Source organism: Candidatus Thioglobus sp. NP1 (assembly GCF_003326015.1).
Taxonomy (GTDB): domain Bacteria; phylum Pseudomonadota; class Gammaproteobacteria; order PS1; family Pseudothioglobaceae; genus Pseudothioglobus; species Pseudothioglobus singularis_A.
Genome location: NZ_CP023860.1, coordinates 1,389,372 through 1,404,276 on the forward strand (window position 1 = coordinate 1,389,372; position 14,905 = coordinate 1,404,276).

A 14,905-nucleotide genomic window follows, 5' to 3' on the forward strand; every position below is an offset into this window, starting at 1 on the left:
TTACGAATAATAATTAACTATCTCTGATATATCTTCGCGAGATGTTCTATAAGTATTTATTGCTTTAGTTTTATCCTCATAACCAATAGCCATTCCACATAGAACAATTTTATCTTTATAGTATGATAATTCATTTCGGACAATATCTGGATACTCACCAAGCGCGGCTTGTGGGCATGTTGCTAGACCATACTCAACGGCTGAAAGCATAATAGATTGAATAAACATACCATAGTCCATAAAAGAGCCTTTCTCCATTGTTTTATCAATAAAAAAAAGTAATACGACAGGTGCATTAAATGCCTGATAATTTAATGCCCATTGATCTAACTGTCTCTTTTTATCTTCTCTACTAATCTTTAATGTTGAATATAGTAATAAGCCACACTCTTTTCTTCTTCTTTTATATTGCCCCGCCCATTCTAATGGATAATATTTATAGTCCATAGACCCTTTATTACCATCACGAAAAGCTTTTTCTAACTTAGTACATAAATTATCTTTACTAGCTCCAGTTAGAACCGCAACCTGCCAGGGCTGGGTATTTACTCCTGATGGTGCTGTTTTTGCCTGATTAATAATTTTATTTATTAGATCAATTGAAACATCTTTATCTAAAAAAGCTCTTGTTGATTTCCGTTTCTCTAAAGCAGTCTTAACATCCATAAATTACTCCATTAATTTTTTCATTAGGTGTTGGCTGGTTTTGCATAAAGTACTATTATATTTCCAAAAATAATTAATAGAACACCAATTAAACCCACCCAACTCCACTGATAGTCTTCATAAAAGGTTGATAAAAGTAATGCAATTGTAGGAGTAAAAATATTAACATAAGATGCCTTATCAGCACCTATATTTCCTACTAGTTTTAAATAAACACCAAACCCAATAGCTGACGCTACAACTGCTAAATATATAAGGGATGCAAGGTAGGTATAACTAGTATCTATACTTAAACTAATATCACTTATTGCTATGTAAGCTATTATTAGAATAGAACCATACAACATACTAAATGCATTACTTTGAACTAGTGGCATTTTTCGAGCTTGTAATTGACCAGATAATAACATTCCAATTGATGCAAAGAAAGTTGCAAGTAGCATCCAAAGAAACCCCTTAACTACTCCTGACTCAAGTGACCATTGGGTTGCACTAATTTCATTTGAAAATATTATAGATAAACCAAATATTCCAACTATCGCACCAAAAAGAATTGGCAATCTTATGGGTTTTTTAAAAAAAATAAATCCATTAAAAACTGTAAATAAAGTAAGAGTTGAAAAGATAAGGCATATTAAACCTGAAGCTAAATAAAAGGTACCAAAGTATGCACAAACATAGTTAATGCAGAATAGAAAAAAACCCAATAGCAGCCAACTTACATGCTCTCTCCAAGAAAAAGAAAGCTTAAGACCACGAAAATAACACCATACAAAAAGTATAAATGAGGCAAGTAAAAATCGCCACACTATTGACACCTGAGGTGCAACATCTCCTAATTGAAAAGTAATAGCAAACCATGATGAACCCCAGGCAAGAAGAACAATAAAGTAAAGGGCTACATTCATTTTTTGTAGTTAAAAATTTCTATGAAAAATGTTTTTATTTGACTCTATTTGAGATCAATTCATCAACGACACCTGGCTCTGATAAAGTAGAAGTATCTCCTAGATTAGCGTAATCATCCTCAGCTATCTTTCTGAGTATCCGCCTCATAATTTTTCCTGATCTTGTTTTAGGAAGTCCTGGTGCGAATTGAATTTTATCTACAGTTGCAATCGGTCCAATCTCTTTTCTAACCAAAGCAACTAAATCTTTTTTGAGCTCATCATTACCCTCAGTACCAGCCATTAAAGAAACATAAGCATAAATGCCCTGCCCTTTAATTTCATGTGGCATTCCAACAACCGCAGCCTCACTGACATTGCTATGCAGGACCATTGCAGATTCAATTTCAGCAGTACCGAGACGATGGCCTGAAATATTTAATACATCATCAACTCTTCCAGTTATCCAATAATAACCATCTGAATCTCTCTTAACACCATCGCCAGCAAAATATTTACCTGGATAGGTTGAAAAATAAGCCTCTATAAATCGAGAATGATTATTATAAAGAGTTCTCATTTGACCTGGCCAAGATCTAGCAAGGACTAGAACACCCGATGCTTCACCATCAAGAACCTCTCCTTTCTCACTTAAAACCTGAGGTTCAACACCAAAAAATGGTTTTGAAGCTGAGCCAGGCTTTAATGGAGTTGCATACGGCATTGGTGTAATCATATGACCTCCAGTTTCAGTTTGCCACCATGTATCAACAACTGGACATCTTTTTTCTCCAATAACATTGTAATACCACTCCCATGCCTCAGGATTTATTGGTTCGCCAACTGTGCCTAAAATCTTTAAACTGGATCTTGAGGTCTTATTAACAAGATCATCACCAGCACCCATTAATGCTCTAATTGCCGTTGGTGCAGTATAAAAGATATTGACTTGATGCTTATCTACAACCTGCCAAAACCTAGAGGCATCTGGATAGGTAGGAATACCTTCAAACATGAGAGTTGTAGCACCATTTGCTAGGGGGCCATAAACAATATAAGAATGTCCTGTTACCCAGCCAACATCTGCAGTGCACCAATAAATATCCCCTTCTTGATAATCAAAAGTGTATTTATGAGTCATAGCAGCATAAAGTAAATAACCACCTGAAGTATGAAGCACACCTTTTGGTTTTCCCGTTGAGCCTGATGTATAAAGAATGAATAATGGATTTTCAGCATCAAACATTTCACAAGGAAAATCAGTTGAGGCATCTTTTACAAGCTCATGATACCAAACATCTTTATCATTCCACTTAACCTCTCCTCCAGTTCTCTTAACAACAACAATATGATCGACACATTCACAATCCTTTGTAGCTTGATCAACATTAGCTTTTAACGGTATAGATTTTCCTCCACGAACGCCCTCATCAGCAGTAATAACTAATTTACACTCACTGTCCAAAATTCTATCTCTTAGAGCGTCAGGTGAGAAGCCTCCAAATACTACTGAATGAATTGCTCCAAGTCTTGAACAAGCTAGCATAGCAATAGTCGCCTCAACAATCATTGGCATATAAAGACAAATTCGATCGCCCTGTTTAACACCTAGATCTTTCATACCATTTGAAAACTTACAAACTCTTTGATGCAGTTCTTTATAGGTTATCGATTCACTTGTGTTTGGGTCATCCCCCTCCCAAATAATTGCAATCTGTTCGGCTCTTTCAGGAAGATGACGATCTAAACAATTATAAGAAACATTTAAAGTTGCGCCTTCAAACCAAGCAATTTTGCCTTTATTAAAATCTACATCTGAAACCTTATCCCATTTTTTATCCCAATCAATAAAAATTTCTGCTTGTTTTGCCCAAAAATCATCAGGGTTATTAATTGAATCGTCATACATTAACTGATAAGTTTGTGCATTAATTAATGGTTTTTTATCACTGTGCATTATTGGATATGTCATTTAATTCCTCTTAAGATAAAAACATCAAAAAATCCATGTTACCAAACTCGTTGTAAAGAGTTGTAAAAAAAATTGAATTGAACAAAAAAAAATGACGCAAAGCGTCATTTTTTTATAAAAAATTTAAGAAATTTTATTCGTCTTCTTCCTTAATAGCTAAATCATCACTTTCTTGCTTAGCATCCAGAGTTGTTTCAGAAAGCTCATCCTTGACTTCAGTCATCATAGCATCTTGTACTAATTTATCCTGAGCATTGAGTTCTTCTTCCATTGCATACTCTTCAGTAAGAATAGAAGCATCAATTAATCCAGCTTCAATTTCTCTTAGAGCAAGAACTGTTGGCTTATCTTTGCCAACATCAAGTGTAGTTCTATATCCTTGAGAATTTAGTTGATGAGCACGTTTTGCAGCAACTAAAACTAATTCAAATCTATTTTCAACCTTATCTAAACAATCTTCAACTGTAACTCTAGCCATAATCTTAATTAACCTATATAGATCAAATGATAAAATGAGGCAATTTTACGTTATTATTGCTATTATGGAAAGACTTATTGTAATGGATACTGAGACTACTGGAATTGATCCTAAAGAGGGCCATCGAATTATTGAAGTTGGAGCGGTAGAAATATCTAAAAGAGAAATAACAACTTCTGAGTTTCATAAATATGTTCAACCTAATCGAAATGTTGGAGACTCTGTAAATATTCATGGAATAACAGATAAATTTTTAATTAATAAACCACAATTTGAACAAATATCAGATGATTTATTAACTTTTATAGATGGGGCTACTCTAATAATTCATAATGCTCCATTTGATTTAGGATTCCTCAATAATGAATTAAAAATTATTGGAATTAAGAAGAAAATTGAAGATTTGTGTCCAGTCATTGATACATTGGAGCTATCTAAAGAACAAAGACCTGGAACAATGCACAATCTAGATGCATTGTGTCGGCGTTTTGGAATTGATACTAGTGCGAGAACAAGGCATGGTGCCCTTCTTGATGCCCAAATACTTGCTCAAGTATATATTGCTATGACTGGTGGACAGTCGATTCTTTTTAATGAAGATGAAAACATAAAAGCACAAACAAGTGACCCATTAATAGTATCAAAAATTTTAGAAAATAAAGACAATATAAAAGTTATTTATGCAAATGAAGAAGAAGTTGAAACTCATAATAACTACTTCAAAAACTAATGATAAACCGATAACTTAAATAGAGTGTTTTTGCGGTAAATTAGGGATTGACTAAGAAGTCTATCACAGTATAATTACACACCTTCGGAGTGTGGCGCAGTCTGGTAGCGTATCTGGTTTGGGACCAGGTGGTCAGAGGTTCGAATCCTCTCACTCCGACCAAATTATATAATTAAAGTGCAAGCCTAGACTTTATTAAAGCAAAGTTATTGCGCCCATAGCTCAGCTGGATAGAGCAACGGCCTTCTAAGCCGTAGGTCATACGTTCGAATCGTATTGGGCGCACCACTTTTTAGATATTATGGCGGGAATAGCTCAGTTGGTAGAGCCCCGGATTGTGATTCCGGTTGTCGCGGGTTCGAGCCCCGTTTCTCGCCCCACTTCCTATTAGGGATTCAGCCTAATACTCAACTAAAAAAAAGTCAAAAAGTTCTTTTGCGTGCTCTTTTGGGTGCACCCTATTAAGGTATAGTAGTTTTATGAAGAAACTATTCCTACTTTTAATACTACCCTTCTTCTCATTCCAAAGTTTAGCGGGCTCTTGTCCTGATGGCAGTGATCCAGTAAAGAGTGTCTCTGAAGATAGTTCTTATTACGTCTACAACTGTGGTAGTGCTATTAATGAGCAATTATCTTCTTCTAGTTCAAACACAAAAGCAGTAGCGGGTATTAATATTGTGAATGACCCCAATATTCACTTTTTCAAGCCACCACAAAAGCCATATCCCACAGGTAAATTATATTGGTTTGGACGGTTGTGGCAGATGGCAGATTTTAATAAGGATGGATATAGTGATGTTCTTTACATAGGCACTATGAATCCAAATAATGTTGAATGGACTGGGGAAGATACTGGTGGGCTTTGTGGTGGTGGAGCTTGTAAAGGCAATAAACCATTACCATCATTGTTTTTGGGTGATGCAAAAGGCAAACTTACCTACGTACCTCAGCTACTAATTGATAAACGTGAAGATAGTGGAATGTCACTGGGAAGACAGCTTCTTGTTGCTGATTATAATAATGATAGTATTCTTGATTTTTATATCGCAGATACTGCAGTTGGTACACATAACGGTTTTAGGGATAGCTATTTTTTAAGTCAATCTAATGGTACTTGGCTGGAATCATCAAAAACACACCTAAGCCACTCTAATTTTGAAGTATTTAACCATGGCGCCGCAACGGGTGATATTGATAATGATGGCGATATGGATGTTGTTATTACTGAAACTAACTGGAAAACAGGAACAGCTTTATGGTGTTTAATAAATGATGGAACAGGTTATCTAAATAAACGTAAGTGTGGAGGTATTTTTTCTTTTGCCCTAGAACTTGCTGATATCGATGGTGATGGTTATTTAGACGTATTGCTAGGGGCACACGAATTTGAGAAAAGTATAGACTTCACAGGTATTGTTTGGAATGATAGTACGGGTAATTTTTATAAGCATAACAATACCCGCTTACCTCAACATAAAAAGAAATGGGGCACAGTGCCTGAAGTTTCAGCAGCTGATTTGGATAATGATGGTGACCTAGATATTGTATACAGTAGAGCTGGTGTTTTATATGTAGGCACAGCAATACAAGTCATAGAAAACTTAGGCAACAAGAGGTTTAAAGATCACGGAATATTTCCTTTAGTTGAGGCACCAGATGACTTCAAACCAACTCACGAAGGAAATGAATGGAATGATTTTATTGAGGATATTCGATTTAGAGATCTGGATAAAGATGGAGATATCGATTTATATTTATCAAGCTCTATGTCACTTAAGACTGACGGTATGGTTTTACTAAATCAGGGTGATTTTGATTTTGAGTTATTACTCCCTAATGCTGCTAAAAAGTATGTAACAATTGACTCCAAAACTCCCACATCTATAAGTGAAGAGGAAAAGGCAGAAGAGCAAGCAGTGTTAGATGAAATCGAGGCATTTGAAGCAGAACTTGCAGCAGAACTTGGCAAGTAAACCTCACTCACTCACTCACTCACTCATTCATTCATGATTATTGATATGTCACTAGAAGATATTGTTGCATAGTAAGGCTTTGAGATATCTCTTTTAAGATGCTTTAAAAATATAAATTTTTCCATCAATCCAGTTATCACCCTCTTTCCTCAATCTCACGTTATGAGAGTCAACTAATTTAAATCCATTTGAGGCAATATCTAAGATGTAACTTTCTGAGTGAGCATAGCGCGAACTTTTTAAAAGAGAATAACCTTCATCTTCTTGAATTTCAATTGAAAATATAAATAAAGAATTTTCATTACAAGACTTCTTTACTGCAGTAAAAAAATTTGTTGGCTCACCAATATATATAAACACATCTAGAGCAATAAACAGGTCAAATTTTTCCTCTAATAATTCTAACTGTTCAACAATATCACCAACTATTAAATTATCATAAACATCTAATTCTCTCGCTTTGTCTATCATATTTGAAGAGAGGTCAATTCCTGTTAAATTATCACTAATTTGCCTCAAATCATGACCTGCCAGCCCAGTACCACAACCCAAATCAATTACTTTTTTAAAATTAGACCTCGAATTATTTGACTTATAAATAAATTCTTTAATAATAAAGGGAAGTTTGTATTGAAGTTTTTCTACTAAAGAATCATTAAATTTTTGAGCATAATCATCAAATAAATTTTTTACATACTCTTTAGGAGGCTCTTTACTTGTATTTCCAGTAAGTGAATTAATCATATGTTGAGGTATAGCGTAGTTTGGCTTCAGTGCTAGTGCTTTTTCATAATTCTGAATAGACATGTCAACCTCTCCAAGAGTTGCATAGCAACCACCAATCATATTAAATAGAAGTGCATCTTTGGGACTATTCTTTATTAATATTTCTAGCAAGTCTAATGCATCTGGAATTTGTCCTTTGGAAAAAAAATAAATAACGCTAAGAATTTTGTTAGTATGATTAACAGCAAACTCTGGCTTGATATTTACTACCTTTTTATAACTTCTTACTGCCATATCTAGCTGACCAAGCTTATGATTTGATTGGCCTAAATTATAATGAGCTTCACAATAGTTTGGTTTTATTGAAATAGCCTTCTCATAGAGGCTAATTGCCTTATCAAATTGACCTAAACTAAAATAACTATTACCCCTTTTATTGAAAAATATATGCTTCATTTTTATGATTTTAGATTAAGAATAATATTGTTAGATTAAATTTTTTTTTGAAACACTATTCTAATCTAACAATAATAAAAAATACTAAATTTCAAATTTAACTCAGCTTCCTCGATTCACTAGTTAGCTAAAAAGGTGGTTGCCCCCTTATCTATAGCCATTTTTTTATTATAAAAAACGCACCTTTTTGCCTGCTCTTGAGTGTATTTTGAACTATAAAAGTGACTTTAATTCTGTATACTACCCATTGATTATTTATGGACTGATTGTCCTTTTTTAATTGTAGGTATGGGCTTTGTGTATTTGTATCCTTTAAGTCAGCAAAGGGTCGCGCAAAGAAGTGAAGCTAGAGCCCCAGATTGTGCTTCCAGTTGTTGTGGGTTTAAACCCCGTTTTTCGCCCCACTTCTTATTAGGATCTAGATTAATAAAAAAGAGACTTTCAATTGATAAAAAAAATACTCAATGACAATCAAATAGTCAGATTTTTTAAATTACAAAGCTTTCAATCTAAAGCAATAACTTTAAATATCTTATCCATAGTTTTTTTTTCCATAATGGTTATTTTTATTCGAAAGGCAGCAGAAAACCTTCATATTCTTGAAGTTGTTTTTTTCAGAAACCTTTTAGCTTTTGTAGTGATGATTCCAATATTAAAATCTACAGGCCTTTCTGCTATAAAAATGAATAATACTAAATTATTTTTTATGAGAGGTTTTTTTGGTGCTATTGGAATGCTTGCAGGCTTTACCTGCTTAACTTTAATACCGCTTGCTCAAGCTACTGCAATTAGCTTCTCAAAACCAATATTTATAACAATTGGCGCTACTATTTTTTTAGGTGAAATAATTAAAGCCAGAAGAATTGCCGCAATCATTATTGGCATTATTGGAATGCTAATAATTGTTCAACCCGGGGTCAATACATTTTCGTTTGGAATAATACTTGCGATAATTGCAGCTTTAGCTCACTCAATGAACGCCTTAATTGTTAAAAAACTTACTCTCACTGACACCCCTCAAGCAATTATTACATGGATGGTAATAATTCTTATTCCTATTACTTTTATTCCAGCTATTCCAGTATGGGAGTGGCCAAGTTTAGAGACTTGGCTATACCTTTGGGGAATTGGCATTGTAGGAACTCTTGCACATTTCACATGGACTAAATCCTACTCTATGGCTGAAATTACCAGTCTGGAACCAGTTGAATTTATAAAATTGCCAATTATGGCTCTATTTGGATGGATGATTTTTTCAGAAATTCCAGGTACTTGGACTTGGATTGGAGGGTTGATAATATTTATATCAACAATATACATAAGTCATCGAGAGTCAAAGGCTTCAAACTCTCTTAAGCCAAATGATGGCGCTCAAGAGCCAAAACTTTGATAGCTCTTAATCCTGTATTTTTTATAAGTTGAACTATAATTGGTATACTAGTTTGAGATTAAATTTAAATTGCAATTAACATGACTTCTTACAAAGTATTTGAACATCAAAAAAAATCCCTTAAAATTGTAAAAGTCGGCTTTGCTTGGTTAGCACCCTTCAACCCTATTTGGCCATTATTTAGAGGTTTATGGCTCATTTTTGTTTCATACATTTTTGTAATTCTTATTCTTGCGGGCATTGACTTTGAGCTATACGGGTTTGATGGCTATATAGATATTAAAAATTCTAATAATTTACAATTAGTTTTTTTTATTATCCAAATTGTTTTATTAATATCTCCTGGATTTAAAGGAAATAAATGGACCGAAAATAATTTAATAAAAAAGGGTTATGTTTTTTCATATGCAATAAAGGCTACAAATATAAAACATGCTTTTGAATTAATTAGTAATGAAGAGACTAATAAAGAAAATATCGAAAAGGAATCAACTTAGTGCAAAAAAAATCCCACACAAGTTGATTAAAACTTAAAGTGGGAATTTTTAATAAATCAAGTTTTTAAAAAATACTTGTTATTGCACCCCAAATACCACCAACTACTGATCCAACTCCATTAACTGCTGCTGCAGGAACTGCCATAACAGTATCCATACAACCACTTGCTAATAATGCCACTACAGCAATAAACAAAAATCTTAATTTCATCGTTAAATCTCCTAAATTGATTAAATATTATTATAAAGTACTTTAAATTAACAAAACAATCAAATATTAACTTTATTCTCCAAAAAAAATTACACTTTGACACATAAAAAAGAAACTTATGCTAAATAAAGCCTTGTATCGTTATAATTGATTTAAATAATTTATTAAAAAAAATTAAAATGCGTAAATATTTAAATATAGTTTTGTTTTCTTCCTTGGTACTATTTATTAATAATTTAAATGCTGATTCTCTTTCAGAAGAGGCGGCAAAAAAAGGGATTAATGAAACATGTGGATTATATTTAAATCAAATTGAAGAATCTTATGGCTTAAATGGCTTAAACATAACATTCGTAAATCCAAATAATCCATCAGAATATCCTTCACTTCATATTTCATCTAAAAAATATAATAATGGTAGCTCAACATTTGCTGCAACATTAGTTCCTGATGGTGAATATTGTTATTTATCAACTATAGTTGTTACTGCAATTCAAAATCAAAGTTGTAATGAAATTGCTGAGCTTAAATTACAAGAAGATCCTGAACTTCAGTCATCCTCTTACTCGGAGAATGACTATAATATATTAACTCCAATTGATAACAGCTATCAAATTATTCTTACAGCTTCTGGAGAGGGAAGTTGCACGATGTCAGAAATCAGAATGCTCTGGCCAGGTCGATAATTTATAAATTAATTAAATTTAACAAAACTCTTTGAAATTTTATAAATTTTATTTAATTCTTTCTATAATATGATTTTAAATTAACAAATTAGAAAATTAAAATGCAAAGAATCTTTCTCTTTTTAGTTACAAATATTGCTATCATGATTATTCTTAGTATTACACTAAGAATTCTAGGGGTTGAAAGCCTTCTTGCTCAAAATGGTAGCGATTTAAATATCAACGCTTTAGTAATTTTTTCTGGAATTTTTGGTTTTGGAGGAGCCTTTATATCTTTAGCTATTTCAAAATGGATGGCTAAAAGAATGACAGGGGCAAAAGTTATTGAAAGTGGATCTAATAGTACAGAAAAATGGTTACTTGAAACGGTTAAAGCTCAGTCTAAAATTGTTGGTATCAAAATGCCTGAAGTTGCTATTTTCCCTTCTCCTCAGATGAATGCTTTTGCAACTGGAGCTAGCAAAAATAATGCATTAGTTGCAGTCTCCCAAGGCTTACTAGATTCTATGAGTAAAGGTGAAATAGAAGCTGTATTAGGCCATGAAATGAGTCATGTTGCTAATGGAGATATGGTAACTCTTACATTAATTCAAGGAGTTGTTAATACCTTTGTTATTTTCTTCTCAAGAGTTATTGGGCATGTGGTTGACAGAGTAATATTAAAAAATCAGCGTGGTCATGGAATTGGATACTTTGTAACTACAATATTCGCCCAGATTGTTTTATCAATATTAGCCAGTATTGTTGTTATGTATTTCTCAAGAAAAAGAGAATTTGTTGCTGATACTGGTGGTGCAGACCTTGCTGGCCATCAAAATATGATTAATGCACTTAAAAGGTTAGCACAAAGAGAGCCTGAACCCCTTCCAGAACAATTAGCTGCTTTTGGAATCGGTGAAAAACGTAAAACTGGTAAATCTCAATTATGGTCATCTCACCCGCCCTTAGAGGATAGGATTAGAGCCTTAGAAGAGCGCTCAAAAAACTCTAAATAAATTTATGGCTATATCTATTAAGAGTCCAGAACAGATTGAAAAGATGCGAATTGCTGGAAGACTTGCTTCTAGTGTATTAGAAATGATTGGTAAATATGTTGTCGTAGGAGTAACCACAGAAAAACTTGATCAAATATGTCATGACTTCATAGTTAATGATCTTAAATCAATACCAGCACCTCTTAACTATAATGGTTTTCCTAAATCTGTTTGTACATCAGTTAATAATGTTGTTTGTCATGGGATTCCAGGAGAAAAAAAATTAAAAAAAGGTGACATAATAAACATCGATATAACTATTATCAAAGATGGTTTTCACGGTGATACTTCTAAAATGTTTATGGTTGGAAAACCAAGTGTTAAGGCTTCTAGAATTTGTAAGATTACTCAAGAGTGCCTTATGCTTGGCATCCAACAAGTTAAGCCTGGTATTCACTTAGGTGAAATCGGTAAGGTAATTGGTACCCATGCAAAAAGTAAAAATTGCTCTGTTGTTAAGGATTATTGTGGTCATGGTATTGGACTTGGTTTTCATGAATTACCCCAAGTAATTCACTATGATGATGGAAAAATTGAGCAAAGTCCAATTTTAGAATCTGGAATGACTTTTACTATTGAACCCATGATAAATCTTGGTGGGTATGAGGTTATTACTTCAAAAATAGATGGTTGGACAGTTACAACTAAAGATCGCTCTCTTTCAGCTCAGTGGGAGCACACAATTCTTGTAACTGAAACTGGTTATGAAATTTTAACAATTCGTGAAGAGGAAAAATCTCAGCATCTATAGAATAAGCATTCGAGTTACATACTGACAAGCAAGCTTGTGCTAAAATAGCACTTTTTCTAGACTAACTTTTTTGGTTCTGTGAAGCGCTTAAGAAATTATTTCATATCCGGGCTTTTATTTTGGATTCCCTTAGCTTTAAGTGTTCTAGTTATCAAGTTCTTTTTAGAAGTTGTAAATAGTCTTGTTCCTGCTAGATTTCTTCCTGAAGCCTTTTTAAATATTGATACCACTATTCCTGGTTCAGGAATACTTATTGTAATATTAGTTATTCTGACAACAGGGATTTTTGTAACAAATATTTTAGGTCGTAAATTATTCGCATTATGGGAAAGGGCCCTTAATAGAATTCCAGGCTTTAGAAACATCTACAATGCCTTAAAAAAAGTATCTACAACAATGCTGAACTCATCTAGTGAGAACTTCAGAAAGGCATTTTTGATTCAATATCCAAGCAAAGGAATTTGGGTCATTGGACTTCAGTCAGGGGATTATAAATCTCAAGCACAGGAAATTATAGGTGAAGAGATTATTAATCTTTTTGTTCCTACTACACCTAATCCAACATCAGGTTTTTTTGTTATGATGCCTATCAAAGATGCAATAGAACTTGATATGAGCGTCGAGGATGCTTTTAAATTAATTATATCTGCAGGTGTTGTCACGCCTGAAGCAGTGAGTATAAAGGAAGATAAATGAGAACACATTTCTGTGGTGAACTTAACAAAAAAAATCTAGACCAAGATGTTACTCTTTGTGGCTGGGTTAATAGAAGAAGGGATCATGGTGGTGTTATTTTCTTAGATATAAGAGATAAAAAAGGACTTGCTCAGGTAGTAATTAATCCTGAAACTATTGATACTTTTAAATTAGCTGAAACTATCAGAAATGAATTTGTTCTTAAGATTACTGGAAAAGTCATAGCTCGAGATAATGAAATGATTAATAACAAAATTTCAACAGGTGAAATCGAGGTTTTAGCAAATCATATTGAGATCTTAAATGCATCAAAACCAATTCCATTTCAACTCGACTCAATGGAAACTTCTGAGGAAGTTAGACTTAAGTATCGTTATTTAGATCTTCGGAGGGAGGAAATGCAAAAAAGACTTCGACTCAGATCTAAAGTAACTCACTTTATGCGTGATTTTATGGATAAAAATGACTTCTTAGATATTGAGACTCCTTTTTTAACAAAAGCTACTCCAGAGGGTGCAAGGGATTATCTTGTTCCATCAAGAACACATGAAGGAGGTTTTTTTGCTTTGCCTCAATCTCCTCAACTTTTTAAACAATTGTTAATGATGTCCGGTTTTGAAAGATATTACCAAATAGTTAAGTGCTTCAGAGATGAAGATTTAAGGGCTGATCGTCAACCTGAATTTACTCAACTTGATGTCGAAACATCTTTTATGAATGAAGACGAAATAACGTCTCTTATGGAAAATATGATAAGAGGACTCTTCAAAGATCTAGGTGATATAGATTTACCTAATGAGTTTCCAACAATTACTTACCATAATGCAATTAAGCTATATGGAGTTGATAGACCAGACATGAGGATTCCTTTGCAAATGGTTGATGTTAACGAAATAATGGAAAAAGTAGAATTCAAAGTTTTTTCTGGACCTGCAAATAGTGAAAATGGTAGAGTTGCAGCACTTAAAGTACCAGGTGGAGCTTCAATTAGTAGAAAGCAAATTGATGACTATACAAAATTTGTAAGTATTTATGGTGCCAAAGGTTTAGCCTATATAAAAATAAATGATGACGGCCCATCTTCACCAATTATTAAATTTCTTGGGGATGAGGTAACTCAAAAAGTTATTGATTTAACTGGGGCTAAAACTGGTGATATTATCTTTTTTGGAGCTGATAAATCTAAAATTGTAAATGAAGCACTAGGAAGTTTAAGAGAAAAGCTAGGTAATGATTTAAAGCTATTTAATAAAGAATGGGCGCCAATTTGGGTAGTTGACTTCCCAATGTTTGATGAAGCTGATGATGGAACGTTTAATGCTATTCATCACCCTTTTACAGCTCCTAGCGTTAGTACTGAAGCACTATTAGATAATCCTGGAAAGTCACTCTCACGTGCATATGATTTAGTTATTAATGGATCTGAGGTTGGTGGTGGCTCTATTAGAATTCATCAAAGTGACATGCAAAAAACTGTTTTAAAACTGCTTGGAATTGGAGATGAAGAAGCTAGAGAAAAGTTTGGATTCCTTCTTGATGCTCTTGACTATGGCTGCCCTCCTCATGGAGGAATTGCTTTTGGATTAGACAGGTTGGTTATGACTCTTAGTAAAACTGAGTCTATTCGTGATGTCATTGCCTTCCCTAAAACACAAACAGCTGCATGTTTATTAACAGATGCACCGTCTAGCGTTTCTAAATCTCAACTTAAAGAATTAAACATAAAGGTAACTCTACCAACGAAAAATTAAT

At 33.5% G+C, this 14,905-nt stretch carries 15 protein-coding genes and 3 tRNA genes; 12 read left to right on the forward strand and 6 right to left on the reverse strand.

What is annotated here, in order from left to right; genetic code table 11:
* The 4 genes from CRN91_RS07140 to rpoZ all read right to left on the reverse strand — a co-directional run bounded on the left by CRN91_RS07140 (position 1) and on the right by rpoZ (position 4,003).
* Complete coding sequence (locus tag CRN91_RS07140; protein ID WP_114115745.1) at positions 1-666, reverse strand: nitroreductase; 666 nt, start codon at positions 664-666, stop codon at positions 1-3.
* Positions 667-689: 23 nt separating this feature from the next.
* The gene (locus CRN91_RS07145) at positions 690-1,574 is read right to left on the reverse strand and encodes a DMT family transporter (protein ID WP_114115746.1); all 885 of its coding nucleotides are present in this window, start codon (positions 1,572-1,574) and stop codon (positions 690-692) included.
* Between the two features lie 34 nt (positions 1,575-1,608).
* Positions 1,609-3,525: an acetate--CoA ligase gene (gene acs / locus CRN91_RS07150; RefSeq protein ID WP_114115747.1), complete on the reverse strand. Its 1,917-nt coding sequence runs from the start codon at positions 3,523-3,525 to the stop codon at positions 1,609-1,611.
* Between the two features lie 133 nt (positions 3,526-3,658).
* Complete coding sequence (gene rpoZ / locus CRN91_RS07155) at positions 3,659-4,003, reverse strand: DNA-directed RNA polymerase subunit omega (protein ID WP_114115748.1); 345 nt, start codon at positions 4,001-4,003, stop codon at positions 3,659-3,661.
* 34 nt (positions 4,004-4,037) lie between these two features.
* Here rpoZ and dnaQ point away from each other — a divergent pair, with 34 nt between their 5' ends.
* The 5 genes from dnaQ to CRN91_RS07180 all read left to right on the forward strand — a co-directional run bounded on the left by dnaQ (position 4,038) and on the right by CRN91_RS07180 (position 6,706).
* On the forward strand, positions 4,038-4,733 hold the full coding sequence (gene dnaQ, locus CRN91_RS07160) for a DNA polymerase III subunit epsilon (RefSeq protein WP_254424929.1): 696 nt from the start codon (positions 4,038-4,040) through the stop codon (positions 4,731-4,733).
* Positions 4,734-4,818: 85 nt separating this feature from the next.
* Positions 4,819-4,895 (forward strand) — tRNA-Pro (locus CRN91_RS07165).
* Positions 4,896-4,944: 49 nt separating this feature from the next.
* A tRNA-Arg gene (locus tag CRN91_RS07170) sits at positions 4,945-5,021 on the forward strand.
* A 16-nt stretch (positions 5,022-5,037) separates the two neighbouring features.
* Positions 5,038-5,113 (forward strand) — tRNA-His (locus CRN91_RS07175).
* A 99-nt stretch (positions 5,114-5,212) separates the two neighbouring features.
* Entirely contained in the window at positions 5,213-6,706 is a 1,494-nt protein-coding gene (locus CRN91_RS07180; protein WP_114115749.1) for an FG-GAP repeat domain-containing protein, read from the forward strand.
* A 93-nt stretch (positions 6,707-6,799) separates the two neighbouring features.
* On the opposite strand, the gene CRN91_RS07185 is transcribed toward CRN91_RS07180, so the two are convergent.
* On the reverse strand, positions 6,800-7,888 hold the full coding sequence (locus tag CRN91_RS07185) for a tetratricopeptide repeat protein (protein WP_114115750.1): 1,089 nt from the start codon (positions 7,886-7,888) through the stop codon (positions 6,800-6,802).
* 556 nt (positions 7,889-8,444) lie between these two features.
* On the opposite strand from CRN91_RS07185, the gene CRN91_RS07190 reads away from it, so the two are divergent.
* Together CRN91_RS07190 and CRN91_RS07195 are read left to right on the forward strand one after the other, a co-directional pair.
* Positions 8,445-9,278, forward strand: a complete 834-nt coding sequence (locus CRN91_RS07190) for a DMT family transporter (protein ID WP_254424930.1) — start codon at positions 8,445-8,447, stop codon at positions 9,276-9,278.
* A gap of 80 nt (positions 9,279-9,358) precedes the next feature.
* Positions 9,359-9,775: a hypothetical protein gene (locus CRN91_RS07195; RefSeq protein WP_114115751.1), complete on the forward strand. Its 417-nt coding sequence runs from the start codon at positions 9,359-9,361 to the stop codon at positions 9,773-9,775.
* Between the two features lie 64 nt (positions 9,776-9,839).
* On the opposite strand, the gene CRN91_RS08680 is transcribed toward CRN91_RS07195, so the two are convergent.
* The gene (locus CRN91_RS08680) at positions 9,840-9,986 is read right to left on the reverse strand and encodes a hypothetical protein (protein WP_168177019.1); all 147 of its coding nucleotides are present in this window, start codon (positions 9,984-9,986) and stop codon (positions 9,840-9,842) included.
* 179 nt (positions 9,987-10,165) lie between these two features.
* Here CRN91_RS08680 and CRN91_RS07200 point away from each other — a divergent pair, with 179 nt between their 5' ends.
* The 5 genes from CRN91_RS07200 to aspS all read left to right on the forward strand — a co-directional run bounded on the left by CRN91_RS07200 (position 10,166) and on the right by aspS (position 14,904).
* Positions 10,166-10,672: a hypothetical protein gene (locus CRN91_RS07200; RefSeq protein WP_114115752.1), complete on the forward strand. Its 507-nt coding sequence runs from the start codon at positions 10,166-10,168 to the stop codon at positions 10,670-10,672.
* A 101-nt stretch (positions 10,673-10,773) separates the two neighbouring features.
* Positions 10,774-11,667 (forward strand): protease HtpX, encoded by an 894-nt coding sequence (gene htpX / locus CRN91_RS07205; RefSeq protein ID WP_114115753.1) that lies wholly within the window; start codon positions 10,774-10,776, stop codon positions 11,665-11,667.
* 4 nt (positions 11,668-11,671) lie between these two features.
* On the forward strand, positions 11,672-12,457 hold the full coding sequence (map, locus tag CRN91_RS07210) for a type I methionyl aminopeptidase (RefSeq protein WP_114115754.1): 786 nt from the start codon (positions 11,672-11,674) through the stop codon (positions 12,455-12,457).
* 78 nt (positions 12,458-12,535) lie between these two features.
* Positions 12,536-13,153, forward strand: coding sequence for a DUF502 domain-containing protein (locus CRN91_RS07215; protein WP_114115755.1), 618 nt, complete (start codon positions 12,536-12,538; stop codon positions 13,151-13,153).
* The gene (aspS, locus tag CRN91_RS07220; protein ID WP_114115756.1) at positions 13,150-14,904 is read left to right on the forward strand and encodes an aspartate--tRNA ligase; all 1,755 of its coding nucleotides are present in this window, start codon (positions 13,150-13,152) and stop codon (positions 14,902-14,904) included. The genes CRN91_RS07215 and aspS overlap by 4 nt, the downstream gene beginning before the upstream one ends.
* The last annotated feature ends 1 nt before the right edge of the window (position 14,905 follow it).